Source organism: Iodidimonas gelatinilytica (genome assembly GCF_008579125.1).
GTDB classification, from domain to species: domain Bacteria; phylum Pseudomonadota; class Alphaproteobacteria; order Sphingomonadales; family Rhodothalassiaceae; genus Iodidimonas; species Iodidimonas muriae.
In genome coordinates this window covers 1-25712 of record NZ_BKCL01000004.1, presented here as the reverse complement: position 1 = coordinate 25712, position 25712 = coordinate 1, and the positions used below count along the sequence as shown (strand labels likewise).

The following is a 25712-nucleotide window of genomic DNA, read 5'->3' as shown; positions in this document are numbered from 1 at the left end:
AACGTGCGTTGGCTGGTCGCGACCATTCTGAAGACTGTTGGGAATTCGCCCTTTTGAAGCTGGTTGACTATGAAGATGTGTCCCGACTTCATGGTGGCAAGATGGCAGAACGTCTGGTGCATAAATTGGCCAATCGGCTGCTTGCCGGATCATTTAAGGCCTATGGCTATTATGGGAGGGGGATTTTTTCCGTGCTGTCCGATCGACCGATCCTCCGCCTTGGGCGTCAGGCCCTTTTGGACCCTGTGGACCTTGATGAACATGATGTCGGGTCTTCAATTCAGTGCGGCCTTAGTATTGTTCCGGCGGCCTCTGTTAATCTGGACGGGATTGCCCAACAGGCGGAAACGGCTTTGGCCCAATGTCTGACGCGCCGCAGAACCTGGTTGATGTACCATGCCGACATGGTGCCAGATCCCATGGATGCGAAAATCGTGCGGGCCTTTCGCCGTGATGAGATTGAAGGTTTAAGGGCCGTTTATCAGCCGCAGATTGACCTGAAATCCGGATGTATTATAGGACTGGAAGAGTTGGCCCGCTGGGAACATCCCGAATTTGGTCAGGTGCCGCCAGCCAAATTTATCCCTCTATTGGAGCAAGCGGGCCTTAGCGACCGGGTGGCCGATAAAATGCTTGCCGAAATATGCGCAATGGTGGCGTCCTTGCCACCGCCTTGGGCGCATCTGACCGTTAGCATCAATTTTTCTGTTCAGGATTTGTCCGATCCTGATATGCCGTCAAAGTTCAGCCGATATTTTGCCCGTTATGGTGTAAAGCCGACACAAATCATTGCTGAACTGACGGAAACCGCTTTTGCCACTGATCCTGAGACATTGAAGACGGCGCTTACGCTTTTGCAGAAAAAAGGTATGCAGATTTCCATTGATGATTTTGGCACCGGCTTTTCCTCTCTGTCCTATCTCAGCAGCTTTCCTGCCGATGAAGTGAAGATCGACCGGCATTTTGTTTCACGTATGCTGGATAGTCAGAAAGATCGGGCAATCATTCGTTCTACGGTAAAGTTGGCCCATGATCTGGGGCTTTTTGTGGTGGCGGAGGGGGCAGAAGACGAAGCCACATTGGCGGCCTTGATTGAAGAAGGCTGTGATCGGGTGCAAGGTTATGTGATTGCAAAACCAATGAACCGACAGGACTTGGGCGTGTTTTTGTCTGATTACCAGCCAGCGGCTGTTCATCAGCCTTCATGATCATTGGGGTCTTCGCCGGCCAAAGCGGTTAAAACGTCCCAAAATCCACCAACCGCTTGCGGACCCGCATGGCGATAGGCATTGGCCATACGGTCGCGGATCGTTGCAAAGACCAGTTGTTCCAGATCGCGGCCCTTTTCGGTCAGGGTGGCAAGGCGCATGCGCCGGTCACGGCTGGCCGGACGCAGATCCAGCAATCCTTTTGCCACCAGATGGTCCGTTATCGGGGCAAGACTTTGTTTCCGCACCCTTAGCAAATGCTGTAAATCGGTTAGTGACAGGCCGGGATTGCGGGCAATCATGATCAAGCGCGGTGATGGGCCTTTCCCAATTCGTGCTGCGCCAAAAGATCGTTGGCGGCATCGCCCAATGCCGCTTGGGCACGCAAGATCAGCTCCACGCCGCGTTTTAGGGCATCCTCGCGCAGAAACAGGCTGGGGCTGGGCATGCCGGATGGTGAATGGGGGGGAGGTATAGGCATGGCCTAATGACCGTTCGGTTTTACGGTTGGGGCGGTCCATTTCTGGGCAGCAAGATCGTCACTTTCTTGCGCGGCGACCCATTGCGATCCATTGCTGCTTTCTTCTTTTTTCCAGAAAGGCGCTTTGGTTTTCAGCCAGTCCATCAAAAATTCCGCGCCCTCAAAGGCCGCTTTGCGGTGGCGGGCGGCGGTGATAACCAAAACGATTGGATCGCCGGGATGGAGGGGGCCAAAACGGTGTATCACCTGGCAGTGCACCAAAGAAAAGCGTGTCTCTGCCTCGGCCGCGATGGCGTGAAGCTGGCGCTCGGTCATGGCGGGATAATGCTCAAGTGTCAGCTTGGTGATGCGCCGATCATTATCAAATTCCCGCACCAGCCCGGTGAAGCTGACAAGAGCGCCGATATCTGCGCCCTTTTTTTGAAGGGCAGCCAGTTCCTGTGCCACATCGAACGGGGCTTTTTGTACGCGGATATGGGCCATTTCATCCACCGGTTACAGGTGGGAAAATCGCCACTTCATCGCCCTTTTTTATGGGGCTATCCATCGTGGCATAGTCTTGATTGATGGCAAAACGCAGGACTGTACGGTCTGACAAGGCATGGGCATGGGCGGCGCTTTTCCGGCTCAACCAATCCAGAAACTGATGCAAATTTCCAACATCTGAAGGGAGGCTGAGCGTTTCTTCATCGCAGCCGATACGCTCACGCACCCAGGCAAAATAAAGGCATGTGATCATTGCTCATGCTCCATCCGCGCCCGCATTGTCTTTGCGGATATGGGCAAGGCCGGCACGCAAATAATCATAACCTGTTATCATGGTCAGAATGGCGGCGATCCACAGACCCACCAAGCCCACTTCTTGTGCGGGCAGGCCAATTTCCGCGCCTCCGCTTGTCCAGGTTAAAGATCCCAATGCCACCATTTGAACGGTGGTTTTCCATTTCGCCAATTTGGTAACCGGCATGGAGACGCTGAGTTCGGCCAGATATTCACGCAGGCCGGAGACAAGAATTTCCCGCAGCAAAATAATCACGGCGGCAATCACATGTATGCCGTCCACCCATTGGATGGCCACCAGCATTACGATTGCGGCGCCGATCATTAGCTTATCGGCGATGGGGTCAAGGAAACGGCCAATGGGGCTGACCACATTCAGTTTGCGCGCCAGCATGCCATCGAAATAATCGGTGATGCCCGCAAGCGTGAAGACGATAAAGGCAACCCAACTTCCCAATGGCTGGTCCAGATAAAAAGCGGCCACGAGTATAGGGATGGCAACGATGCGCGACAGGGTTAAAAGATTGGGGATTTGAGACATCATGGCTTGGACTTGCGGCCTTTTTGGGAGGTGGACTAAGAGTCAAAGTGCAGATTTTAACAAGGGCGGTCAAGAAGAGCGGTTCTTGCCGTTCAGCGTTTTTGGCTTAGGCGTCTATAAAGTCGCCACAGCAAAAGTGCCGCTATAATGGCAGCATAGATCTTGGGTTCAAGTTGGTTTCCTTTTACCAGAAAAAGGAAGTGCAAGGCGGCTAGGAGTCCCGCCACATAAACCAGGCGGTGCAATGCCTTCCAGCCTGTGGCCCCCAAGCGTTTGATCCAGCCTTTTGTAGAGGTAACGGCAAGGGGAAGAAGGCACAAAAACGCGCCCACACCAAACAGGATATACACCCGTTCCACAATGTCGCGCCACAGGGCCGAAAAATCCAGTGCAAGATCAAGCCCTAAATAGCTGCCTAGATGCACGGTTACATAAAAAAAGGCGAAGAGCCCCACCATACGTCGAAACATCAAAGGCCACGGCTTGTTGATGAGGGCCGCAAACGGGCTGACCGCCAAAGCGAGAATCAGCATGCGCAAGGTCCAGCGCCCGCTGAAGCGGTTGGAGACTTCTTGCGGGTTGATGCCCAAGCCATTGGGTTCGCCAGAAAAATAAAGCGCCCATTGCACAGCCAGCCACAGGGCGGGAAGGCTTAACATGAAAAAGAGGATCGGCTTTCCAAAGATGCGGATCTGTGCCGTGGTCATGAACGAAAGGGCCTTGGAAAAAGGGCTCAAAAATATGTGCGCAGATCCATGCCGGAATAAAGCCCGGCCACCTCTTCGGCATATCCGTTGAACATCAAGCTATCGCGGCGGCGAAAGTCGCCGATGCGGCGTTCTGTGGCTTGGCTCCAGCGGGGGTGGCGCACCTTGGGGTTCACATTGGCATAAAAGCCATATTCCGAAGGCGCGGATTGGTTCCACGAGGTTATGGGCTGCTTTTCCGTAAAGCGGATGGCGACAATGGATTTGATGGACTTGAACCCATATTTCCACGGTATCACAAGGCGCAAGGGGGCGCCGTTCTGATTGGGAAGCGGGGCATCATACAGTCCTGTTGCCAGCAAGGTCAGCGGGTGCAAGGCTTCGTCCATCCGCAGCCCTTCTTTATAGGGCCAATCCAGAACCGGAAAACGCAGACCGCGCATCATTTTACGGTCGGCCAAGGTTTCAAACTGCACATAGCGTGCCTTTGATGTGGGCTGCAGGCGGCGGATGATCTTGTGCAGGGGAATACCGATCCAGGGCACCACCATGGACCATCCTTCCACACAGCGCAGTCTGTAGATACGGCTTTCCAGATCGCTTGGGGTAATCAAATCGTCAAAGCTGTAGGTGCCGGCCTTTTCCACCGCACCAGAGACTTTTACCGACCAGGGTTCTGTTTTCATGGCGCTGGCATAGCGCTTTGGATCGGACTTGTCGGTGCCGAATTCGTAGAAATTATTATAGGATGTGAGGGCCTTATAGTCTGTCAGGGATTCTTCGGTGGACAGGGCCTTGTTCAAGGGGGCCTGTGCATAGGGCGTGGCCACCGCTATTTGCGCTTTTGCGGGGGTGATGCTTGAGCGTGCCGCGCCGATACCGACAATTCCGGCCGCTGCCATGGTTTTCATGATGTGGCGTCGGCTGTAATACAGGGCTTTTGGCGTTACCCCGGACTCGGGGATGTGCCAGCTCTTGCGTATATTGATCAGCATGTGCCGCGCCTTTCCGTCCCAGATTAAGAGCGTCGCCATATTTTATCATAACAAAGTCGGTGCGGTCTTCCACCGACTGTTTTTCCGCATTTTCCTTCTGATCTGTTTTGTTGCACGAGAAAACAGCGGGTTGCCCTTGCCCACCAAGCCAAAAGCGCCCAAACTAGGCGGTAAACAGATCATGGATTGCCCGACGATCATGCCAGCCCGTTCGGCCATCTATCACTTCATATGACAAAGGATCTTTAGCGGTGTCGAGACAAAGCGGATATCTGGAAGGGCAATTGCTGCTTGCTATGCCGGGCATGTCGGACGCACGGTTCGATCGATCCGTTATATATTTGTGCTCCCATTCCGAAGAAGGGGCCATGGGGCTGGTACTTAATGAATATCTTACGGCCCTGACATTTTCCGAATTGCTGGATCAGCTTGATATTGAAACCGAAGGCACCGTTCAGGATGTGCCCATTTTCGCAGGGGGGCCGGTGGAAACGGGGCGGGGCTTTGTGCTGCACACCAATGATTTCATTCAGGACAGCACCCTTGTTGTCAGCGAAACCATCGCCCTGACGGCGACCGTGGATATTTTGAAGGCTATGGCCGAAGGGACGGGGCCGCGCCAACATATTCTGGCGTTGGGCTATGCGGCTGGTCGCCGGGCCAGTTGGAACAAGAGATCCAGTCCAATGGATGGCTGACATGTCCTGCGGATGAAGAACTGGTTTTTTGCACCGCTCCCGATGATATGTGGCCGCGCGCCATGGCCATGATGGGCGTCGATATATCCATGTTGTCATCGCTTTCAGGGCATGCCTGATCGGCTTTTCCCGCTGGCTTGCCGTTGCAATTTCTTTTGAATGACGTAGGAAAGGGGCTGGTGTGGCACGCTGGCCTTGGCGTGGCTATATATGCAGCTTCATGAAATGTCTGGCCGATGGTGGATCTTGCTCTTTTTCAACCGGATATTCCTCAAAATACCGGAACTATTTTGCGCATGGGTGCCTGTCTTGGCGCGGCGGTTCATGTGATCGAGCCTGCGGGCTTTCCCTTTTCAGAAAAGGCGCTGCGGCGGGCGGGCATGGATTATATCGACCATGTGCGCATTTTTCGTCATCTGGATTGGTGTGCTTTTGAAGCGTGGCGCAAGGAGGCCGGGCGGCGGGCCGTTTTGTTGACGACAAAAGCCGCTCGGCCTTATACGGATTTGACCTATCTCAAAGATGATGTCCTGATTTTGGGGCAGGAAAGTCAGGGCGTGCCGCAAAGGGTTCATGATGCGGCCGATGAACGGGTGACCATCCCCATGCATTTGGGCATGCGATCACTGAATATTGCAATGGCTGCGGCGATGGTGTTGGGCGAATCCTTGCGCCAGACCGGAGCTTCCCTGTGATCGAGCAGGCTGAGTGAAGGGGTGTCGATGATGGCGACGATTATGACCAATAATGAAGACCAAGGGGCGGTAATGGAAGACAGAAAAGCCCGCGCGGCCACATGGTTTGAAAGTTTGCGTGATCAGATATGCGGGGCTTTTGAAAAGCTGGAATCCGATTATCGCGGGCCGTTATCCGATCGCCCTGCCGGACGGTTCGAGCGCAAACGCTGGAAGCGTGATGCGGCAGCCCATGAAACGGGGGATACCGGCGGCGGTGAAATGTCGATCATGCGGGGGCGGGTGTTTGAAAAGGTCGGGGTGAATATCTCCACCGTCTATGGACAATTCGCAGAACCTTTCAACAAGCAGATCCCCGGTGCGGAAGAAGACCCACGCTTTTGGGCTTCGGGCATTTCTCTGGTGGCGCATATGCAATCGCCTTTGGTGCCTGCGGTGCATATGAACACCCGCATGATTGTCACCAGCAAATCATGGTTCGGGGGCGGCGCCGACCTTACTCCCACATTCCCCGATGAGGCAGATACCAAAACATTTCACAGCGCTTTGAAAGCCGCCTGTGATGCCCATGACGACAGCTATTATCCGCGCTTTAAAGAATGGTGCGACACATATTTTTTCTTGCCGCATCGCAATGAAATGCGCGGGGTTGGCGGTATTTTTTACGATCAGCTCAATAGCGGCGATTGGGAGGAAGATTTTTCCTTTACCCGCGATGTGGGACGGGCCTTCAATGATGTGTATCCCGCACTGGTGCGCAACCATATGGATAAAGAATGGACCGATGCGGAACGCGAAGCGCTTTTGGTGAAACGCGGACGCTATGCGGAATTCAATCTGGTCTATGATCGGGGCACCAAATTCGGCCTGCAAACCGGCGGCAATATCGACGCGATCTTGATGTCTTTGCCACCTGAAGCCAAATGGCCCTGAGTGGGGTTGGGGCTTAGCCCCGCTGCTTTTATCCTTGTTCTTCAAATAGATATCGGCTCCTCGGACATGGTCCGGGGGCCATATAGGCTTTCGTTTTCAACAAGAGACACCGCCTTGCATAAAGGCAGGCCATGGGCCTTGGTCGGCATTTTTCTTGACAACAATTAGACAATTAACTAATTGTCTATTCATGAGCACAGTTTTTAAAGCCTTATCCGACCCGACGCGCCGCCGCGTTCTGGAACTTTTGCGGGAAGGTCCGCAATCGGCAGGAGCACTTGCGGCGCATTTCAATGTCTCCAAACCCACCATGTCGGCGCATTTTTCGGTGTTGAAAGAAGCCGATCTGGTGGAAGCGGTCAGGCAAGGAAAAACCATCCTCTATCATTTGAAGCTATCGGTTCTGGAAGATGCGCTTTTGGGCTTTGCCCGTGTGTTCGGGCTGGGCGAAACGGCCCCGCCGCCAGCGATAAAAAAGAGCAGCGAAAACAAAAAAGAGGACCCCGTGTCATGACAGCACACACATATCTGAAAACAGCCGCATCGATTATCGTTCTTGCGGTGGCAGGGCTGGCCATTTGGCAAGGGATGCTTGATCCTTCCCGCATCCTGCCCATGGCAGTTGCCGCTCTCTTTCTGCCCATAGCCGGGGGCGGGGCTTTGTCGCTCGTCCATTTGAAATGCGTGGATGCAACACGCCGGTCGGCGGCTTTGGCCAGTCTTTATAAAGGCATTATTTTTGGTGGCATCATCCTTGCCGCGTCTTTGGCGGCGACTTTGGGCGGCCTTTTAGGTGTTTTTGACGGGACAGCCAATATTTCAAAGCGGATATCCGGGATCATCATCGGGGCGGTTTTCCTTTATTACGCCAATAGCCTCCCCAAACGGATCGCCTCGGCGAAAATGCAGAAAATCCTGCGTGGCAATGGCTGGATTTTTGTGATTGCGGGCCTGGGCTATTTTCTGAGTTGGCTGGCTTTGCCGATCCAGATGGCAGGCACCGTGGCCATCGGCATCATGGCTGTGGGCGTGGCGGTGGTTATCATCAGGACATTGGGATATCGCCGCGCCTGTCAGCCCTCGAACGAGGGGCCGTGAAATACGCTTTTGTTGCAAAGGGTGTGTAAAAATATAGGCTCCAATGATAGCTCTTATGACCAAATTCGAAGACTGGCAGGGAAAATTTTTATGAGCAGGATGATTATTTTATTGGCGCCTTTTATTCTTGCGGCTTGTTCCGCCGGTGGCTTTGGTAAGGTGAAGCACAGTGCGATGCGCAATGCGGTTTATGAAGCGGCGGCTAAGTGTGAACAGACAATGGCAGCTTTGCCGTCCAATGCTGACTCGGTGGAATTTGATATTGTCCTTTTGTGTGTCGAACGGATATTGTCGCGCGGGGACCTGCGTGTTTACGAGCGGGCGGTGGTGCAGAAACTTCGGGCATCGGCGCTTGGTCGGGCTGGAAAAGACAAACAAGCACAACGCATATTCGCACAATTGATGGAAACAAAGGGCTTGCCGTCTGGTTTCTATTCGCGTGCGCTCCAGGCGCAGGCGGCGGTTGGTAATGCAGAGGCGCAACGGATGTTGATGGCGAGCGAGGAATGGGCTGGTTCGCCGTTGAAATATGTTGCCCCCCGCTATCCCAAGGCTGCCGTTGATGAGGGCATCGAAGGATGTGTCATGGTCGAATTTACGGTGGAAGAAACAGGGCGGACGAGCAATGTGGATGTTGTCCGGTCCGAGCCGCCGCATGTGTTTGATCAAGAAGCCATAAGCGCGGCACAGCGCATCCGTTATGAGCCTCCGACCTATAAGGGGGAGCCGGTCAAGCAGTTCGGCGTTGCTTATCTATTCACATTCCAGATGGCGGAAGATATCAATCCACAGGATATGTCGCGGCAGTGCATTTGAGGGATCTGCGACCATGAAGACGGGGCGCTGATCCTAGGTCAAAGTGCGTGCTTCCCGGGCTGGCCACTAATCGTGCTTTTTCTGTGAAGTGATACCGTGACACAGGGCACGGGGCAGGGCACTATGAGGGAAATATCTTCAAGGAGACTGCCCGATATGGCTATGCCCGTTGCTTTGAAAGACCGCTTGCGGCTTCCCGCTATTGCCGCCCCGATGTTTTTGGTTTCCGGCCCCAAGCTTGTCGCGGCTTGCTGTAATGCCGGGGTGATCGGGACGTTCCCCAGCCTGAATGCCCGTCCGGTCGAGCAATTCGATGCGTGGCTTGATGATCTGGAGGCGGGGCTTGAGGCCAATGCCGCACCTTTTGGCGTGAATTTGATCGTGCATCGTTCCAACAGCAGGCTGGAAGAAGATACGGCGCTGGTGGTGAAGCACAAAGTACCGCTTGTTATCACATCGGTGGGGCATCCGGGCGATATTGTCGCTCAGGTTCATGCCTATGGTGGGCTGGTGTTTCACGATGTGATCAATATGCGCCATGCTGAAAAGGCCATCGAGGCGGGCGTGGATGGCATTATCGCCGTTTGTGCCGGAGCCGGTGGCCATGCGGGCACGCTGAACCCCTTTGCCTTTATTCCCAAGCTGCGCGAGCGTTTCGATGGCGCCATCATATTGGCCGGATCGTTGTCTGATGGCCGGTCTATCCGGGCGGCACAGGTTTTGGGTGCTGATTTTGCCTATATGGGCACACGCTTTATTGCCACCAAGGAAAGCGTGGCGGATCAGGCCTATAAAGACATGATCGTCCAGTCTGAAATGCACGATATTGTCTATACGGATCAGGTGTCGGGGATCTTGGGGAATTTCCTTGCCTCCAGCCTGAAGGCGGCAGGTATCGACCCAACGCCGGGAGCGGTTATGAAAGCCGTGAATATGGATCTATCCATGCGCGAAACGGGCGATAAGAAAAAAGGCAAGGCATGGAAAAGCATCTGGAGCGCCGGGCAAGGCGTGAGTGCGATTCATGAGGTGCCAAGCGTTGCGGATTTGGTGGCGCAATTAGAGGCGGATTATAAAGCCAGCGCCCGGATGGATTGATTTCTGCGGCGAGACAAGACACTTTGTTCTTGATTTGTTCTTGTAGGCGCGTAAACTGTGCCCATGAGAACACGTCCGGAAATCACAGAATCACCCACGGAAGAAACGGCCTTCGTTCGCGCTGAAAACAGGCGTGGGCGAGGGGCGCGCTCCAATGCTTCGGGGCGGCATGAAGCCTATGCGCGGGTGTCTTTCGATGATGGTTGGCACGATGGGGCGGCGGTTGAAGGAGCCGGGGGCGCGCAGACCGGGCACCATGAGGCGGATGAGGACGATATCCCGCCGCTAAGAACCACGGTCACGGACGAACATGCGAAAACCATCATCACCCGCAATATATCGCCCGATATTCCCTTTGATCGCTCGATCAATCCCTATCGTGGCTGTGAACATGGCTGCATTTACTGCTATGCGCGGCCCAGCCATGCCAATATGGGGCTATCGCCTGGTTTGGATTTTGAAACGCGGCTGTTTGCAAAGCCCAATGCTGCCGATTTGTTGCGTAAGGAACTGGCGCGCCCGCGGTATCGTTGTCGGCCCATTGCCATCGGTACCAATACGGACCCTTATCAACCGGTCGAGAAGGATCGGCAGATTATGCGCCGTCTTCTTGAGGTGCTTGATGAAGCGTCCCATCCTGTGACCATTATAACCAAGTCCGCTTTGATAGGGCGTGATCTGGATATTTTATCCGCTATGGCGCAGCGGAATTTGGTGAAGGTGGCGCTGTCTGTCACCACATTGGATCACCGCCTTTCCCGCCGTATGGAACCACGGGCCAGCACACCGGGGCGGCGCTTGCAGGCGATTTCGGAGCTGGCAAAGGCCGGCATAAGAACAGGGGTGATGGTGGCTCCGGTGATCCCGTCCTTGAACGACCATGAAATCGAAGGAATTTTGGCAAAAGCCTATGAAGCGGGGGCGCGGGAAGCGGGGTGGGTGATGTTGCGCCTGCCGCTTGAAATCAAGGATTTATTCGCCGAATGGCTGGCGGAAGAAGCCCCGGAGCGGGCGGATCGGGTGATGGGCTTGGTGAAAAATATGCGCAATGGCCGCCTTTATGACACGCGGTTCATGCACCGTATGCGCGGGCAGGGGGCTTATGCGGATATGATTTCCAAGCGCTTTCGTTTGGCGGTGAAAAAGCTGGGCTTCAATATGGGTGTTGAGCCTTTGGACTGCATGCGATTTGTTGCACCCCGGCAAGATAGCCAGCAGATGAGCCTGTTTTTATGAGTACCGGGCGGCAGGCTGTGCCCGCGCACCCGATAAAAACTGACTAGGTTGAGTGGGGCTTTGGTTCAAGCCTCGCCCATGGTTTCCAGCATGGCGGCATCCAATGCGTCTTTCGGGGTTTTTCCCGCCCAGACCACGAATTGGAACACCGGATAAAAGCGTTCACATTCGCTCAATGCGGTTTCCACCATGATCGCCAGATGGTTGCCGGAAAGACCGGTGCCTTCTTCATCGGCGATGGTGGCGTGGCGGTACATCAGCAAGCCTTCATCGCACCACATTTCAAAATGCCCAAGCCACAACCGTTCATTGATCAGGCCCAGCGTTTCATAAACATTTGCCCGCTTGGATTCGGGAACACGGCCATCGAACACGCTGGCAATTTGCAAAACGCGTTCTTCTTCGCGCCAGAAAAAGCGGAGTTGGTATTCGCAATATCCGCCGGTAACAGCAGCGGTGAGTTCATCTTCCTGACGGTCGAAGACCCAGTCATTGGCGTTGGCAAGCTCCTCAACCAGATCGAGGGGGTTGGAAACCGGAGCGGTGTCGTCGTCGGCGATGAGCGTGGTCATGCTCTGTCACTCCTTTGGCTGCTCCCCGGCCATGATCGCCGGGGATCTTCGCAGATCCGGGCGTTTTATGCGCAAGGTCTTGGGCAACACGCCAAGATACAAGCCTCCCATGGTTTTAAACCAACAGGGAAAGCCTGCCATTCAAGCCGTGTCTGCGCAAGAAATCTGTGGGGATCAGCCTCAATATCTTGTGGATAACTTCCCGCATTGCCCCACAATATGTGTCAGGCAGGATGCGGGGCGGGGGTCAGCTTTTATCCGGCGCGGCTTTTTTGGCCTTTGCCGAAGCGTCCGGGGAGGCCTTTTTTGCCGCTTTGGCCGGTGCCTTTGGCGCGGGCTTCTGGCCTGCTTCCAAGGCCTCGAGCCGGGCTTTCAGGCGTTCATTTTCCTCGCGGGCTTTTGCGGCCATGGCCTTTACCGCATCAAATTCATCGCGGGTTACCAGATCCAGTTCACCAAGGCGGCGATCCAGCCAGGCCCGCGCCGCCCCTTCTGCTTCAGAGCGCACAGAAGTCAGGGCACCGGCCGCGCCTGTGGCCAGTTTCGCCAGATCATCGAGGAATCGATTGTCTGTCTGCATGGGAGTTTCGTCTTTCCAGCAATCTCAATTACGGGCTGAATATGGGGCGAGGACGGGTGCATTGCAAAGATTGTTTTACGCTTCATCTGCAAGTCGCCAAAATTCAAGGCGGGGAACCACCTTGACAGGGCGTGTTTGTGCATGATGATGGCGGGCACAAATCGCATGTTTCCCGCCAATGAAAGGCACGAATTGATGCACGGAATATCCTTTCTGGGCGTATTGGCCTATCCGCAGATCGACCCGGTTCTGGTGACCATTTTCGGCCTGCCGATCCGTTGGTATTCATTGGCTTATCTTACAGGATTGATGGGCGGTTGGTGGTGGGTGCGGAAAGTGGCCCCCAAGCTTGGGGTTCCCATTACCCGCCAGCAGATCGACGATTTTCTGATGTGGGCCACCCTTGGGGTGATCTTGGGCGGCCGCCTTGGCTATGTGCTGTTTTATAAGCCCGCCGCCTATCTGGAAGATCCCGCGGCCATCTTGCGTTTGTGGGATGGCGGCATGTCTTTTCATGGTGGCCTGGTCGGGGTAACGCTGGCGATTATTCTTTATTCCCGGTCAAAGCAGATCCCGCTTTTGCGATTTTCCGATATGATCGCTGCGGCTGTCCCTATTGGCCTGTTTTTCGGGCGATTGGCCAATTTCATCAATGGGGAATTATGGGGCCGCTCCGCCAATGTCCCTTGGGCGATGGTGTTTCCAAGCGATCCCAGCCAATTGCCGCGCCACCCAAGCCAGCTTTACGAATCAGCACTTGAAGGGCTGGTTCTGTTTCTTGCCATCAATTGGCTGGTTTTTCGGTCGCAAACGGTCCGGCGCAAGCCCGGCCTCTTGGTGGGGCTGTTTTTCTTCGGCTATGGCCTGTCGCGCTATGTGGTGGAATTCGCCCGCGAGCCTGATGCCCATTTGGGGCTGTTGGCGGGGATCATATCCATGGGGCAGCTTCTCAGCCTGCCGATGATCCTGTTCGGGGGCTGGCTGATGTGGAGCGCCCAGACCGACCGGATGCCGCGTTTGCTGAAAGATGTGGGAGAGCGCAAACCCGCAAAAAGCGGAGGCAAAGGGTGACAACACCGCTGTCCAAACATCTGCACGCCCTGATCAATGCCACCGGGCCGATCAGCGTGCATCGCTATATGTCGGAAGCGTTGATGCACCCCGATCATGGCTATTACCGAAAGCGCGATCCTTTGGGCGCGAAAGGCGATTTTATCACCGCGCCGGAGATTTCGCAGATTTTTGGCGAATTATTGGGACTTTGGCTGGCGGATCGTTGGGAAGCCATGGGGCGGCCCGATCCGGTGCGGTTGGTGGAATTGGGGCCGGGGCGCGGCACGTTGATGGCCGATGCCGTGCGGGCCATGGCTGTGGTTCCCGGCTTGGCACAGGCCCTTGATATTCATCTGGTGGAATCCAACGAAGCATTGCGAAAGGCGCAAGGCAAGAAGGTAAAGGCCCAGTGGCATGACCGCTTTGCCGATGTGCCCGAAGGCCCGACGCTTTTGGTGGCCAATGAATTTTTCGATGCCTTGCCGATTTATCAGTTTGTCCGCACAGCATCAGGCTGGGCAGAACGCCATGTAACCAGCGATGGGAAGGGCTTTGACTGGTGCCTTGGCCCGGCTTCGGCACAGGCGGCTTTGATCCCCGAAACGTTGCAAACGGTGGAAGAAGGGGCGCTGGTGGAATTATGTCCGGCTGCGCTTTCCATCACCGATGAAATCGCCAAGCGTATCAACAGCCATGGCGGGGCAGCACTGATCATCGATTATGGATATGACCAGAGCGCGGCAGGGGAAACACTGCAAGCCATTCGCCGCCATCAGCGTGTTGATGTGTTCCATAAGCCCGGCGAAAGCGATCTGACCGCCCATGTGAATTTCGATCATTTGTCCCAAGTGGCACAGCAGGCCGGTGCGCAGGTGGAAGGGCCGGTGACCCAAGGTGATTTCCTGCGGGATCTGGGCATTGAAATCCGTGCGGCCTTGCTGTGCCGGCGTGCAACGGAAAAGCAGGCCTGCGATATCAAGGCCGCCGTGCGCCGCTTAACGGCACCGGACATGATGGGAATCTTGTTCAAGGCCATGGCCATCCAACCCGGCGATGGGCCAACGGTGGAGGCAGAGGCAGAAACATCTGGGGCAGAGCCCGTACAAGCAGACGCCAGCGAGTCGCCAGATGTCTGAACGTCGCCCCCCTTGCGCCATATCCTCTTTGCTTTCCGCCTGTGACGGGCTGGAGCATGGGTTTTTTGGCCGACGAGGCGGGGTTTCCCATGGTCCTTATGAAAGCCTGAATGCCGGGCGCGGCTCAGATGATGACGGGGCGGCGGTTTTGGAAAATCGTCGCCGGATTTGCGCGGCTGTGGGGGGCGGGGCGTTGGCCACGCCTTATCAGATCCACAGCGCCACCGCCTATTATGCAGGGGCGGATTTCGATTCGGCCAATCCGCCGCGCTGCGATGCTTTGGTAACCGATCAACCGGGCTTGGTTGTGGGGATCGTCACGGCGGATTGTGCGCCGGTTTTGTTGGTTGATCCAATGGCGGGCATTGTGGCTGCGTGCCATGCGGGTTGGCGCGGCGCGGTTTCGGGCATTGTTGCGGCCACCGTTTTGGAAATGGAAAAACGTGGTGCCCGTTCCGACCGGATAATCGCAGCCATCGGCCCCGCCATTGCCCAAGCCTCTTATGAGGTGGGGGACGAGGTGCGGCAGGCGTTTCAGGCGGTGGACCCGTTTTTTGCCAATTTCTTTGCCAAAGGCGTGCGTGCGGGGGCTTTCCAATTCGATCTGGAAGGGGCTGTGGCCGGGCAATTGGCACGTGCCGGGGTGTCGCAGGTGGAGCCATTGGGAGTAGACACCTATTGCGATAGAGATGCCTATTTTAGCTATCGTCGTTCAACCCATGAAGGTGCAACAGATTATGGCCGCCAGCTTTCGGTGATTACTCTCGCGCAGACTTGAGAGCAATTAGCAAAGCGGAGTGGTTTACAAGGGGGGGCACCGCTTGCTAAGAGCACGCCAACCCGGCGGAGAGGTCAGCCCCCTTGGGGCTTGGCCTGAAGGAACGTTCCGGCCGCTGTCATTGCAGGCACAAAAACGCTCAGACGGAGCCCAGAATGAAAATTCTTACTGGAAATTCCAACCCGCCCTTAGCTGAAGCCATCGCCACTTATCTCAACATCCCTTTGACGAAAGCCAGCGTGAAACGCTTTTCCGATCAGGAAATTTTCGTCGAAATTCACGAAAATGTACGCGGCGAGGATGTGTTCGTCGCCCAATCCACCAGCTACCCCGCCAATGACCATCTGATGGAACTACTGGTGTGCATCGATGCCCTGAAACGAGCCTCGGCGCGTCGAATCACCGCCGTTCTTCCTTATTTCGGCTATGCCCGACAAGATCGAAAACCGGGGCCGCGCACGCCCATTTCTGCGAAATTGGTGGCCAATTTGATCACCACCGCAGGGGCCGACCGGGTGCTGACCATGGATCTTCACGCCGGACAGATTCAGGGCTTTTTCGATATCCCCACCGATAATCTTTATGCGCTGCCGGTTCTGGGCCGCGATCTGAAAGAAAATTATCCCCCCGAAGATTTGATGATCGTATCGCCCGATGTGGGCGGTGTGGTACGGGCGCGCGCCTATGCCAAGCGGGTCGGAGCACCTTTGGCCATTGTGGATAAGCGCCGCGAACAGGCCGGTGTATCGGAAGTGATGAACATCATCGGCGATGTGGAAGGCCGGGTCTGTGTGTTGGTGGATGATATCGTCGACTCGGCAGGCACATTGTGTAATGCCGCCGATGCCTTGATGCAGGCGGGGGCGAAATCCGTATCGGCCTATGTGAGCCACGGGGTTCTGTCTGGCGGGGCTGTGGCCCGTATCGGTGCCTCTTCGCTGAAGGAATTGGTGATTACTGATTCGATTTTGGCAACGGAAGCGGTGCGCGTTTCAAAGAAAGTGCGGCGCATCACCATCGCGCCGCTGATTGCCGAAGCCATGAACCGCATCAGCCACGAAACGTCGGTGTCCAGCCTGTTTGATTGATCGTTTTGATCAAAGCCGGCGGTTTTTGGCCGCCGGTTCTTGATTTTTGCTGCGGTTGGACGGGTTTTATCCCTTTGCTTTCACCCCAAGCCGGGGAATTTCCTTTGCCGGACAGCGATCCATCACGACCATAAGGCCAGCCTTTTCGGCGCGCTGTGCCGCCGCTTCATCCCACACGCCTTCTTGCAGCCAGACGGCCTTTGCGCCAATACGGATGGCCTCATCCACCACGCTGCCCGCATCGGCTGACCGGCGAAAAATATCCACCATATCCACCGGTTGGTCAATGGCGTCCAGACTGTCCAGCACAGGCACGCCGGGGGCAAAATCCTGTCCTTCATAGGCGGGATTGACCGGAATGATCCGATAACCTTGATCCATCAGAAAACGGGCGACACCTCGGCTGGGGCGGCCATCCTTGAGACTGGCTCCTACAACGGCGATGGTTTTCACGCGCTCCAAAAGCGCATGAATGTGGTCGTCGGATGGATTTTTGAACATGGACGCCCTTTCTGGTTTTCAATCAATGCGGATGGTGGGGCCTTTTTTGTCGGCCTGCTGCAATCGCGCGGCGATGGCTTTGGCAATGTCCAGATAGGCTTGCGCCTGTGGGCTTTCGGGGGCGCTGGCGCTGATGGGGGTGCCTTGATCCGATGTTTCGCGGATGCGCATATGCAGTGGCACCTCGCCCAGGAAATCCGCCCCGAGATTGGCGGCCGTTTCCCGCGCTCCGCCATGGCCGAAAATGTCCGAACGCTCGCCGCAAGAAGGACATAGGAAATAGCTCATATTTTCGATGATGCCGAACACGGGCACATCCACCTTTTCAAACATGGCCAAACCCTTGCGGGCGTCGATCAGCGCAATGTCTTGTGGCGTTGAAACGATCACCGCGCCCTTCAAAGGAACCCGTTGCGACAAGGTGAGCTGTGCATCGCCGGTGCCGGGGGGCATGTCCACCACCAGTACATCCAAGGCACCCCAATTCACATCGCCCAAAAGCTGGGTGACAGCCGAGGCAACCATGGGGCCACGCCAGATCATGGCTTTTTCTTCTTCCACCAGATAGCCGATAGACATGGTTTTGATGCCAAAGGCTTCCATTGGTTCGATGGTTTTGCCCGACACATGCGGCCGTCCCGATAAACCCACAAGGCGCGGGATGGAGGGGCCGTAAATATCCGCATCCATCAGGCCCACGCTCAATCCCGTGCGGGCAAGGGAAATGGCCAGATTGACGGCGGTGGTGGATTTTCCAACGCCTCCCTTGCCGCTGGCCACAGCGATGATGGCTTTTACCTGTTTGATGCCTTCCAGAGCGGGTGGGCCAGCTTTGGCCGCGCCGTGCATGGATGGGGGCGTGGCGGGGCGTGGGCCGCTGGATTGCGGCGGGCGTTCGGCTGTAAGCGCCACCGTCGCCGATAAAACGCCGGGAAGGGCGCTGACCACCTTTTGGGCAGCCGCACGCACCGGCTCCATCTTTTGCGCCTTGTCCACCGTTCCCACATCCAGGGCGAAGCCGATATTCCCCTGTTTGATAACCAAGCCGCTGATATATCCAAGGCTGACGATATCTTTTCCCTGTTCGGGGTCGATGACGGTTTCAAGGGCGGTTAAAATCTGGTCTTTTGTTGGGGTCATTCATGGCCTGCAGTTTGACAAAAGGGGAAAAAGTGCCACCCAATTGTCGCAGTTTAATAAAAGGTGACATTGCGACACGGGGCTTGCTCCCATATATAGCGAGACAGAGTTTTTATGCAAAAGCGCATTATGGATGATCCTGTGATCTGTGCTTTGTGGGATATACGAAGGGGAGAGAGCGTTTATGCCGTGGCAAAATACCGGCGGTGGTGGGGGTAAAGGCCCGTGGGGGAATGGCCCCAGCGGCCCGCAAGGGCCACGCGGTCCTTATGGCCCCAAGGGTCCGCAAGGACCGCAACCCAATCTTGATGATCTGATGCGCAAAGGTCAGGAACGCTTGCAAAAAGCCTTGCCCGGTGGGGCGGGTGGAAAAAGCGGCATCGTGCTTTTGATCGTGATCGCTTTATTATTGTGGGCGGCCACCGGCGTGTATCGGGTTAATACCGATGAGCAGGGCATTGTTTTGCGCTTTGGTGAAGCCGCTGAACAACCTACCTTGCCGGGCCTTCATTGGCATTTGCCCTGGCCCATTGAAACCGTGATGACCCCGGCGGTGACGGTTGTGAACCGTGTGGATGTGGGGTTTCGCCAAGGCATGGCGCAACGCAGTCGTCCCACCAGCTTGCTGGATGAAAGCCTGATGCTTACCGGCGATGAAAATATCGTCGATGTGGCTTTTACGGTGTTTTGGCAGATCAGCAATGCCCGCGATTATCTGTTCAATATTCAAACGCCGCAGGAAGACACCGTGAAAGCGGTGGCGGAAAGCGTCATGCGTGAGATTGTCGGGCGGACCCAGATCCAGCGTGTTTTGACCGAAGGCCGTGGGGCCATCGAAGAAGAAGCTGGCCGGGAAATCCAAAGGGCGCTGGATGAATATGGCGCAGGTATTTTGATTGGCGAAGTGAAGCTGGAAAAAGTGGATCCGCCCTTAGAGGTGATCGACGCGTTCCGCGATGTGCAGGCCGCTGAGGCCGACCGCGAGCGTTATCGCAATGAAGCGGATCGTTATGCCAATCAGATTATTCCCGAAGCCCGTGGACGGGCCAATCAGCTTTTGCAAGAAGCCGAAGCCTATAAAGAGCAGGTGATTGCCCAAGCCCAAGGGGATGCTGCCCGATTCTTGTCGGTTTATGAAGAATATGTGCAGGCCAAGGATGTGACGAAGAAGCGCATTTATCTTGAAACGATGGAAAATATCTTTGCCGATATGGAAAAAGTGATCATGGACGACAAGTCCGGGACTGGAGTGGTTCCTTATATGGCCCTTCCCGAGATCAAGCGGCGCAGCAACACATCCTCGAATGGAGGCGGACAATGAGCGCACGCAGTATTATCCTCCTCGTTTTGGCCGCTGTGCTCATTCTTGTGGCCAGCACCGGTCTGTTTACGGTTCGGGAAACCCAGCAGGTTATCGTCATGCAGTTTGGCGATCCGCGCCGTGTTGTGAAAGAGCCGGGTTTGCATTGGAAAATTCCGTTCCTGCAGCAGGCAAATTATTTCGATTCCCGTATTCTGAATCTGGATATTCCTGCGCAGGAAGTGATTGCGTCTGACCAGAAGCGTTTGGAAGTGGATGCCTTTGCCCGTTTCCGCATTACCGATCCCTTGCTCACCTATCAAACGGTGCGCAATGAACTGGGGGCGAAAAGCCGGATCCAGACCATCATGGCGTCGAATTTGCGTCAGGTGTTGGCGTCCGAGCCTTTGCGGACCATCGTGTCCGGTGAGCGCAGCCGGTTGATGACCACCATCCGCGACAGTGTGAATGCCAATGCTAAGCGCTTTGGTATCGATGTGGTGGATATGCGCTTGCGTCGGGTGGATCTGCCGGAAGCCAATTCGAAAACCATCTTTGAACGGATGCGTACCGAGCGGGAACGGGAAGCGGAAGAAGCCCGCGCCGAAGGCCGTGAATTGGCGGCACGTATTCGCGCACAGGCGGATCGTGAACGCACGGTTTTGTTGGCGGAAGCCAGCCGTGATGCCCAGAAGCTGCGCGGTGAAGGCGATGGGTCTGCGGTGAAGATTTTTGCCGATGCTTTTGGCAAGGATGTGGATTTCTTTGAATTCTATCGCACCATGGAAGCCTATCGGAAGTCTCTGAAGGGCAACAGCACCACGGTGATCTTGTCACCGGATAGCGAATATCTGGGCTATCTGCGCGGGTCGGAGAAGAAGAACTGAGCCGAGGTTTAGCCCATGGGATTTGATTGGGGCGATTTTGGCGTGGCAGTGGGACTGGCGCTTGTTTTTGAAGGTTTGGGCTATGCCCTTGCACCGGATTTCATGCGCCGTCTTTATGCCATGATGTTGCTCGAACCTGTGCAACGTTTACGCCTGATGGGCGCCGTGGCTGTCTGTCTCGGCTTTGTCGCCATCTGGGCGATCCGGGGATGATCCCTTGCCGTTGTTTGTGCATATGCTCTGATATGCTCTGATATGCTCAGGCGGCGGCAGAAAATCAAATGATGCGACGCGTTATAAGAAATGAAGACCTGCGAAAGGAGTGGCCATGCGCCCAATAACAGCGACAGCAAAAGCACAAAGACCGTCTCAGGCCGGTAAGACGCAGACATTTCTCGCATTCAGCCTCGTGCTGATGTCTGCCCTTGTGATCTCAATGCTTTTGGCTTTCTCGGCGCACGCGCGTCAAATGCCTGAAAGTTTCGCTGATCTGGTGGAAAAATTGTCCCCGGCGGTGGTGAATATTTCCAGCGTGCAAACGGTTGAGGCCCGGTCCAGCCGGTCGCCTTTTCCTCCGGGCTCGCCCTTTGAAGACTTTTTCGAAGAGTTCTTGAACCGCGGTCAGCCCAATGGCAGCGATGAACCGCAAACCCGCAAGCTGCAAAGTCTTGGCTCTGGTTTTATCATTGATGCCAAAGGGCTGGTGGTTACCAATAATCATGTGATCGAGTCTGCTGATGAAGTGACAGTGCGCACGGTTGACGGTGAAGAATATGAAGCCGAAGTGATCGGCCGCGATGCAGAAGGCGATCTGGCCTTGTTGCGTATTCAATCGGACGAAGATTTCCCGTTTGTGCAATGGGGCAGTTCCAGTAAGGCCCGTGTCGGGGATTGGGTGCTGAGCATCGGCAATCCCTTTGGCCTTGGTGGCTCGGTAACGGCGGGGATCATATCGGCGCATCATCGCCAGATCAGCGGTGGTCCGTTCGATGACTTCATCCAGACGGATGCCTCGATCAACCGGGGGAATTCCGGCGGCCCGCTCTTTGATCTGGACGGTAATGTGATCGGCATTAACACGGCGATTTTCAGCCCCACCGGCGGCAATGTGGGGATCGCTTTTGCCATCCCGTCGGACCAGGCTCGCAAGGTGATCGCGCAGATTGAAGAATTTGGCTATGCCCGGCGCGGTTATCTGGGTGTCCAGATCCAGCCCGTGGACCGGATGACCGCCGATGCTTTGGGTCTTGATGATGCCAAGGGCGCTTTGGTGAATTCCGTAACCCCGGATAGCCCTGCGGAAAAAGCCGGTGTGGAAGATGGCGATATCATCATCGAATTCAATGGGGAAAAGGTAGAAGACAGCGCCGCTTTGGTAAAAGTGGTCAGTTCCCTTGGTGTTGAAGAAAAGGCCACATTGACCATTCTGCGCGGCGGGGATCGCAAAACCCTGTCCGTGGTCACAGGTGAGCGTCCGCGCCCTGAAGACAGTGAAGACCCGGCCCAACCGTCTGTGACGGAAGAATTGGGGATGGAACTGTCCGACCTTAATGGCGTGCTGCGCCAGCAGTTCAATGTTCCGGATGATGTCAATGGCGCCCTTGTGTTGCAAGTGGCTCCGGATCTGCGTCAACGGGTGGCGCGCGGTGATGTGATCGTCGAAGTAAACCGCAAGCCGGTGGAAACATCCGGCGATGTGAGTGCGGCGATTGCCGATATTCGCGCTGAAGGCCGGTCCGCGGCTTTGTTGCGGCTTTATCGTAATGGCGATTTCTACTTCATCCCGATCCCGCTTGGCGGCGATGAATAAGCGTCAAGCGTTTTAAGGATAAGCATCAAGAGAAAGGGCTGGATTTTCCGGCCCTTTCTTATGGGTCAAGAACCAGTTCCGCTTCGATTTGCAAGCGGACGGTTTTCCCCACCGCTGGCACCCATTTCCCCAGGCCCCAATCTGAACGATCAAGCTCTCCATGCGCGGAAAATCCCATGGTTGGCACGCCGGTCAATGGATTTTTGGCATAGCCGTTGAACACCACCTCTAAAAGGAGGGGGTGCGTTCGGCCATTCATTTCCAGCATCCCTTCGATTTGGCCGGTTTGGGCATCAAGAAGGGTGGTGGTGTTTGCAGTAAAGCGAATGGATGGATGGGCCTTTAAATCGAAGAATTCGGTCTTCAGCATGCCGTCGATAGCTGCGCTGCCGCTATTGAGAGACGCGACAGGGATGTCCACATCCAACTGGCTTTGAGTGGGGGCGGAAGGGTCGAAATGCAGCGCGATGGCAACATCGTCGAAACGTCCGGTGAATTGGCTATAATCCAGATGCCACAGGGAAAAATGCACAAAAACATGGTCGGGATCGCTATGATAAACACCTGCCGGTATCGGTGCGATGCGGGTGGATACATCATGGCTCAGCACGGCAAGGCCCTGTTCAATTTTGGTGCAAGCCGAAAGGGATACCACGGCCAGAAAGGCCACTATCAAAGCGAAGCGGGGCAGGCTTATTCCAGAAACTGGTGCACAGGGCGCAGACAAGTGGCTTTGCATAAGAAAATACTCTTTGGAGTACGGTAAAAACCCGGCACTCAGGCCATGACGGTTATATATTCAGACTTGGTTCAGCTTGGCTCTGGCATGCTTGTCTGTCAAAATCATGGGCATAGGAGATGCATATGCCGGAGTTTTCATTGAGGCGTTTGACGCTGGCTCTGTCTTTTGGGGCTGGCGCCATGGTGTTTGCCATAACCGCTGTGGCGCAAGATAAAGTGCCAGAGAGCTCTGGCGTGCAGGTCGAAGCCACCTTTTCCAAAGGCTTGGCGCGGCGGATGGACAGCATCAATTCTATCGAACAATCTCTGGAAGATCGTTTCCGGCGCACCGGTTCGGATGATCGTAGCGCGATTAGATCCTCCATACAGCGCTTTGCAAAAATACGCACCTATGGCACGGAATGGGCGGGGGAACGGCTGATCCCCGATGTGGAAGACTATACTGTCGCCAATCTGTTAGAAGCCTTGACGATGGATAATCTTCAGCGTGCTGCGCCTCAGTTCAAAGGCACGATCCATTATACCATCAAGACCATGCGTGTGTCATCGCATCCTGTCGCGTTTCTCACCGGAGCGAATTCCTATATCAGTGGCAAGGTGGAAATGCTGGCCCCTGATGGGCGCGTTTTGAAGAAGGAAAAACTGACCGCCAATCTGGTGGTGGATCCGTCTGTGGACCGGTCTTATGATGGCGATAAATATGCTTTCGTCGAAAATGATGAAGCCAATCGTGTGGGACCGACCCTTGCCTATTTTGTTGAACAGGCCCTTGAGGATTTGTGGCCCAACAAGAAAAAAGAGATTGAAGGGCCGATCATTATTCGCCTCAGTGGGCCTAATGAACAGATAAGGTTCAATCGCTGATCCCTATAAGGACGACTATATGCATCGCGCCACGTTGGTGATTTTGGCTCTTGTTATTGGTGCCTGTGGAGCTGTGGGGGCCGGGCGCTCCTATGCACAAAACACGTCAACAGAGGCCACTGCTCCTGCCTATAAGCTGGATATCGAATTTTCCGGTAAATTGCTCAAAAGGATGAAGGTGATCAACCGTGTGGAACGCATCCGCGAGGAACGCTTTCGCAAAAGCCTTGTGGATGAGCCGGGGATGCGTTCAAGCCTGCAAAGCCAGGGTGTGTCCTTGTTTCGGGATGTGGAATGGGCGGGCGAGCGGCTGATCCCCGATCTGCACGGCTATACGGTGGAAGCCCTTGTCCGGGGCATGATGGCCAGAAATCTGGCCCGTGCTGTGCCGGATTTCGCGGGAGAGATTCGTCTCAAGCTGGACCGGATCAAGGTAGATAACCATCCGGTGGCCTATCTGCGTGCGTCCCATAGCTATGTTGTGGGAAAACTGGAGGTGCGCGATGCCGATGGACACAAGATCTTTGAAGATAAAATGACCTTTCCGCTGGTGGCCGATTTTTCCCTCGATTCAAATTATGATGGCCCACGCTTTGCCTTTGCCCAAACGGATGAAAGCAACCGTGTGGGCCCCGTTCTGGCTCATTTCGTGGAAAAGGCGCTGGAGCGCGTTTGGCCGGATCAGGAAGAGGCCATTGTGGGGCCTGTAATCATCCGGTTGGCCGGCCCGGACGTTTCCACTATTCGCTAGCCTTGGCCGTGAAACGGTCGGAGAGGCATGGTGAAGGCGAGGGTGTGTTCAGTAAAGCAGGACGCGCTTTGCCTCGGCATAATCAAGACTGAAGCTGTCACAGCCCTGCTCAGGGCCTTCCGAACGGCCATAGGCGGCATGGGCATTGAATTCTACCCGGCTTCCCGCCAGCAGCACCTTGTCTTCGGATTCCTTGGCCAACCGCGCCATGGATTTGGCAATAAACTCTTCCACATTGTCAGGGTCGTACCCGCAAAATTCCGCATTTCCTGCGGTACGGCCCAAACGTTCAGCCAAAATCATCAAAGTGGTTTTCCCCGGATTGCGGGAAGGGCCTTGCATCTGGGCAAGAGCCGCCGTCGTGAGCGAACTGCCCAAAATCAGGGATATGACAAACAGACGGAGCATCATGCGGCTTTCCTTAACGCTTTCCCCCATATCTAAAGACTCACAGGGAGAGGGGCAAGATACGGATTAGGGAAAGTCCACAATTTTGTGCGTCTCCCCTTCGGAGAAGCGGGCTGCTCCGGTTTTTTCGCCGATAGTGGCCACCAGCGTGTTTATCTGTCCGGGGAGTTCATCAATGAAAATGCGGTTGGTGATGGCGATCTTTTGGGGCGCTGCTTTTAAGGGCCCTTCAAAATAGCCAATCAAATCTTCGCCGGAAAATTCAAGGCCGATGAATTGAAGCGGTATGGCCTTCCCATCTATATCCAATGTGAAATGGCGGATAAGATAATCGCCGGCCAATCCTTCAAGCTGCGCATCCTTTTCAAAGCTCATCACCTGCTTTTCCTGAAAGGATAAAACCGCTTCCATATCATGGGCGGCCAGGCGGTGGATGACCTCGATGGTCTGGGCTTCAGAATTGTAATTGAGCCGCGTCAATGCGGTGTAAAAGCTGTGTGCCATGGCCGGAATGGCCAGCATCAGGCACAACAGGCCGATAAGGGGCAGGGCAGATGCCCGACCCCAAACTGTTTTAATCCTGCTTGTCATCATCGCTCATCTTTTGCATCAGATTGGGCGTTGTTTTGCGCCGTTGCAATTCGATGCGCACATCATCGACTTTGCCGGGCCAATAGTTGTTGGACGTATCGGCGTCAGCGGTTTCCAAATGGGGATCAAGCACGATCTTCTTGATCACTTTATCGGTAACGATCAGCTTGGTCACACGGGATTGGTTGCGTTGCCATATCTGGGCAGGAATACGCTGCTCTTCATA

At 55.2% G+C, this 25712-nt stretch carries 32 protein-coding genes and 2 pseudogenes; 19 read left to right on the top strand and 15 right to left on the bottom strand.

The window, feature by feature from the left end; all coding sequences use genetic code 11:
- The first annotated feature begins 8 nt into the window (after positions 1-8).
- Entirely contained in the window at positions 9-1208 is a 1200-nt protein-coding gene (locus JCM17844_RS06530) for an EAL domain-containing protein (protein ID WP_150000221.1), read from the top strand.
- Here the strand turns inward: JCM17844_RS06530 and JCM17844_RS06525 are convergent.
- From JCM17844_RS06525 to msrP, 7 genes are all read right to left on the bottom strand, one after another.
- Entirely contained in the window at positions 1196-1510 is a 315-nt protein-coding gene (locus JCM17844_RS06525) for a MarR family winged helix-turn-helix transcriptional regulator (RefSeq protein WP_235898946.1), read from the bottom strand. The genes JCM17844_RS06530 and JCM17844_RS06525 overlap by 13 nt on opposite strands.
- A gap of 2 nt (positions 1511-1512) precedes the next feature.
- Positions 1513-1689 carry a hypothetical protein gene (locus JCM17844_RS14645; protein ID WP_210431505.1) on the bottom strand — a complete coding sequence of 59 codons (177 nt, stop codon included), beginning with the start codon at positions 1687-1689 and terminating at the stop codon, positions 1513-1515.
- Positions 1690-1692: 3 nt separating this feature from the next.
- Positions 1693-2172 (bottom strand): molybdenum cofactor biosynthesis protein MoaE, encoded by a 480-nt coding sequence (locus JCM17844_RS06520; RefSeq protein ID WP_150000219.1) that lies wholly within the window; start codon positions 2170-2172, stop codon positions 1693-1695.
- A 1-nt stretch (position 2173) separates the two neighbouring features.
- On the bottom strand, positions 2174-2428 hold the full coding sequence (gene moaD / locus JCM17844_RS06515; protein WP_210431504.1) for a molybdopterin converting factor subunit 1: 255 nt from the start codon (positions 2426-2428) through the stop codon (positions 2174-2176).
- A gap of 3 nt (positions 2429-2431) precedes the next feature.
- Complete coding sequence (gene pgsA, locus JCM17844_RS06510; protein WP_150000218.1) at positions 2432-3013, bottom strand: CDP-diacylglycerol--glycerol-3-phosphate 3-phosphatidyltransferase; 582 nt, start codon at positions 3011-3013, stop codon at positions 2432-2434.
- 89 nt (positions 3014-3102) lie between these two features.
- A complete protein-coding gene (gene msrQ, locus JCM17844_RS06505) occupies positions 3103-3717 on the bottom strand; it encodes a protein-methionine-sulfoxide reductase heme-binding subunit MsrQ (RefSeq protein WP_150000217.1) in 615 nt (204 codons plus the stop codon).
- Positions 3718-3743: 26 nt separating this feature from the next.
- Complete coding sequence (msrP, locus tag JCM17844_RS06500) at positions 3744-4706, bottom strand: protein-methionine-sulfoxide reductase catalytic subunit MsrP (RefSeq protein WP_150000436.1); 963 nt, start codon at positions 4704-4706, stop codon at positions 3744-3746.
- A 302-nt stretch (positions 4707-5008) separates the two neighbouring features.
- Here msrP and JCM17844_RS06495 point away from each other — a divergent pair.
- The 8 genes and pseudogenes from JCM17844_RS06495 to JCM17844_RS06460 all read left to right on the top strand — a co-directional run bounded on the left by JCM17844_RS06495 (position 5009) and on the right by JCM17844_RS06460 (position 11286).
- Positions 5009-5529, top strand: a pseudogene (locus JCM17844_RS06495) (YqgE/AlgH family protein).
- Positions 5530-5646: 117 nt separating this feature from the next.
- Positions 5647-6105, top strand: coding sequence for a tRNA (cytidine(34)-2'-O)-methyltransferase (locus JCM17844_RS06490; RefSeq protein ID WP_150000216.1), 459 nt, complete (start codon positions 5647-5649; stop codon positions 6103-6105).
- Between the two features lie 27 nt (positions 6106-6132).
- On the top strand, positions 6133-7038 hold the full coding sequence (gene hemF, locus JCM17844_RS06485; protein WP_210431500.1) for an oxygen-dependent coproporphyrinogen oxidase: 906 nt from the start codon (positions 6133-6135) through the stop codon (positions 7036-7038).
- Positions 7039-7228: 190 nt separating this feature from the next.
- Complete coding sequence (locus tag JCM17844_RS06480) at positions 7229-7552, top strand: autorepressor SdpR family transcription factor (RefSeq protein ID WP_150000215.1); 324 nt, start codon at positions 7229-7231, stop codon at positions 7550-7552.
- Positions 7549-8136, top strand: coding sequence for a hypothetical protein (locus JCM17844_RS06475; RefSeq protein WP_150000214.1), 588 nt, complete (start codon positions 7549-7551; stop codon positions 8134-8136). Before JCM17844_RS06480 ends, JCM17844_RS06475 begins: the two co-directional genes overlap by 4 nt.
- Before the next feature lie 90 nt (positions 8137-8226).
- Positions 8227-8952 carry an energy transducer TonB gene (locus JCM17844_RS06470; protein ID WP_150000213.1) on the top strand — a complete coding sequence of 242 codons (726 nt, stop codon included), beginning with the start codon at positions 8227-8229 and terminating at the stop codon, positions 8950-8952.
- A 156-nt stretch (positions 8953-9108) separates the two neighbouring features.
- Complete coding sequence (locus JCM17844_RS06465; protein ID WP_150000212.1) at positions 9109-10050, top strand: NAD(P)H-dependent flavin oxidoreductase; 942 nt, start codon at positions 9109-9111, stop codon at positions 10048-10050.
- Positions 10051-10113: 63 nt separating this feature from the next.
- Positions 10114-11286 carry a PA0069 family radical SAM protein gene (locus JCM17844_RS06460; RefSeq protein WP_150000434.1) on the top strand — a complete coding sequence of 391 codons (1173 nt, stop codon included), beginning with the start codon at positions 10114-10116 and terminating at the stop codon, positions 11284-11286.
- Between the two features lie 65 nt (positions 11287-11351).
- Here the strand turns inward: JCM17844_RS06460 and JCM17844_RS06455 are convergent, their stop codons facing one another.
- Positions 11352-11858 carry a type III secretion system chaperone family protein gene (locus tag JCM17844_RS06455; RefSeq protein ID WP_150000211.1) on the bottom strand — a complete coding sequence of 169 codons (507 nt, stop codon included), beginning with the start codon at positions 11856-11858 and terminating at the stop codon, positions 11352-11354.
- A 247-nt stretch (positions 11859-12105) separates the two neighbouring features.
- Positions 12106-12438, bottom strand: coding sequence for an accessory factor UbiK family protein (locus JCM17844_RS06450; protein WP_150000210.1), 333 nt, complete (start codon positions 12436-12438; stop codon positions 12106-12108).
- A gap of 195 nt (positions 12439-12633) precedes the next feature.
- Here JCM17844_RS06450 and lgt point away from each other — a divergent pair, with 195 nt between their 5' ends.
- From lgt to JCM17844_RS06430, 4 genes are all read left to right on the top strand, one after another.
- Positions 12634-13509: a prolipoprotein diacylglyceryl transferase gene (gene lgt / locus JCM17844_RS06445; RefSeq protein ID WP_150000433.1), complete on the top strand. Its 876-nt coding sequence runs from the start codon at positions 12634-12636 to the stop codon at positions 13507-13509.
- Complete coding sequence (locus tag JCM17844_RS06440; RefSeq protein WP_210431497.1) at positions 13506-14627, top strand: class I SAM-dependent methyltransferase; 1122 nt, start codon at positions 13506-13508, stop codon at positions 14625-14627. The genes lgt and JCM17844_RS06440 overlap by 4 nt, the downstream gene beginning before the upstream one ends.
- Positions 14620-15405 (top strand): peptidoglycan editing factor PgeF, encoded by a 786-nt coding sequence (gene pgeF / locus JCM17844_RS06435; protein ID WP_150000209.1) that lies wholly within the window; start codon positions 14620-14622, stop codon positions 15403-15405. Before JCM17844_RS06440 ends, pgeF begins: the two co-directional genes overlap by 8 nt.
- Before the next feature lie 155 nt (positions 15406-15560).
- A complete protein-coding gene (locus JCM17844_RS06430; protein ID WP_150000208.1) occupies positions 15561-16493 on the top strand; it encodes a ribose-phosphate pyrophosphokinase in 933 nt (310 codons plus the stop codon).
- A gap of 66 nt (positions 16494-16559) precedes the next feature.
- Here the strand turns inward: JCM17844_RS06430 and JCM17844_RS06425 are convergent, their stop codons facing one another.
- Both JCM17844_RS06425 and apbC read right to left on the bottom strand, forming a co-directional pair.
- The gene (locus JCM17844_RS06425; protein WP_150000207.1) at positions 16560-16994 is read right to left on the bottom strand and encodes a CoA-binding protein; all 435 of its coding nucleotides are present in this window, start codon (positions 16992-16994) and stop codon (positions 16560-16562) included.
- 18 nt (positions 16995-17012) lie between these two features.
- The gene (gene apbC, locus JCM17844_RS06420; protein WP_150000206.1) at positions 17013-18134 is read right to left on the bottom strand and encodes an iron-sulfur cluster carrier protein ApbC; all 1122 of its coding nucleotides are present in this window, start codon (positions 18132-18134) and stop codon (positions 17013-17015) included.
- 184 nt (positions 18135-18318) lie between these two features.
- Here apbC and hflK point away from each other — a divergent pair, with 184 nt between their 5' ends.
- The 4 genes from hflK (at position 18319) to JCM17844_RS06400 (ending at position 22131) form a co-directional block, all read left to right on the top strand.
- Positions 18319-19455, top strand: coding sequence for an FtsH protease activity modulator HflK (gene hflK, locus JCM17844_RS06415; protein ID WP_150000205.1), 1137 nt, complete (start codon positions 18319-18321; stop codon positions 19453-19455).
- Entirely contained in the window at positions 19452-20321 is an 870-nt protein-coding gene (hflC, locus tag JCM17844_RS06410) for a protease modulator HflC (protein ID WP_150000204.1), read from the top strand. Before hflK ends, hflC begins: the two co-directional genes overlap by 4 nt.
- A gap of 15 nt (positions 20322-20336) precedes the next feature.
- Entirely contained in the window at positions 20337-20534 is a 198-nt protein-coding gene (locus tag JCM17844_RS06405; protein WP_150000203.1) for a DUF2065 domain-containing protein, read from the top strand.
- Between the two features lie 115 nt (positions 20535-20649).
- Positions 20650-22131 carry a DegQ family serine endoprotease gene (locus tag JCM17844_RS06400; RefSeq protein ID WP_150000202.1) on the top strand — a complete coding sequence of 494 codons (1482 nt, stop codon included), beginning with the start codon at positions 20650-20652 and terminating at the stop codon, positions 22129-22131.
- Between the two features lie 58 nt (positions 22132-22189).
- Here JCM17844_RS06400 and JCM17844_RS06395 read toward each other — a convergent pair whose 3' ends face one another.
- Complete coding sequence (locus tag JCM17844_RS06395) at positions 22190-22870, bottom strand: YceI family protein (RefSeq protein ID WP_150000201.1); 681 nt, start codon at positions 22868-22870, stop codon at positions 22190-22192.
- Positions 22871-22995: 125 nt separating this feature from the next.
- On the opposite strand from JCM17844_RS06395, the gene JCM17844_RS06390 reads away from it, so the two are divergent.
- Together JCM17844_RS06390 and JCM17844_RS06385 are read left to right on the top strand one after the other, a co-directional pair.
- A complete protein-coding gene (locus JCM17844_RS06390) occupies positions 22996-23736 on the top strand; it encodes a hypothetical protein (protein WP_150000200.1) in 741 nt (246 codons plus the stop codon).
- A gap of 19 nt (positions 23737-23755) precedes the next feature.
- Positions 23756-24487 carry a hypothetical protein gene (locus JCM17844_RS06385; RefSeq protein WP_150000199.1) on the top strand — a complete coding sequence of 244 codons (732 nt, stop codon included), beginning with the start codon at positions 23756-23758 and terminating at the stop codon, positions 24485-24487.
- A 48-nt stretch (positions 24488-24535) separates the two neighbouring features.
- On the opposite strand, the gene JCM17844_RS06380 is transcribed toward JCM17844_RS06385, so the two are convergent.
- The 3 genes and pseudogenes from JCM17844_RS06380 to JCM17844_RS14635 form a co-directional block, all read right to left on the bottom strand.
- Positions 24536-24898 (bottom strand): hypothetical protein, encoded by a 363-nt coding sequence (locus JCM17844_RS06380; protein WP_150000198.1) that lies wholly within the window; start codon positions 24896-24898, stop codon positions 24536-24538.
- Positions 24899-24961: 63 nt separating this feature from the next.
- The gene (locus tag JCM17844_RS06375) at positions 24962-25486 is read right to left on the bottom strand and encodes a DUF6702 family protein (RefSeq protein ID WP_150000197.1); all 525 of its coding nucleotides are present in this window, start codon (positions 25484-25486) and stop codon (positions 24962-24964) included.
- A pseudogene (locus JCM17844_RS14635) lies at positions 25470-25712 on the bottom strand (aminopeptidase); the annotation flags it as partial. The gene JCM17844_RS06375 and the pseudogene JCM17844_RS14635, both read right to left, overlap by 17 nt.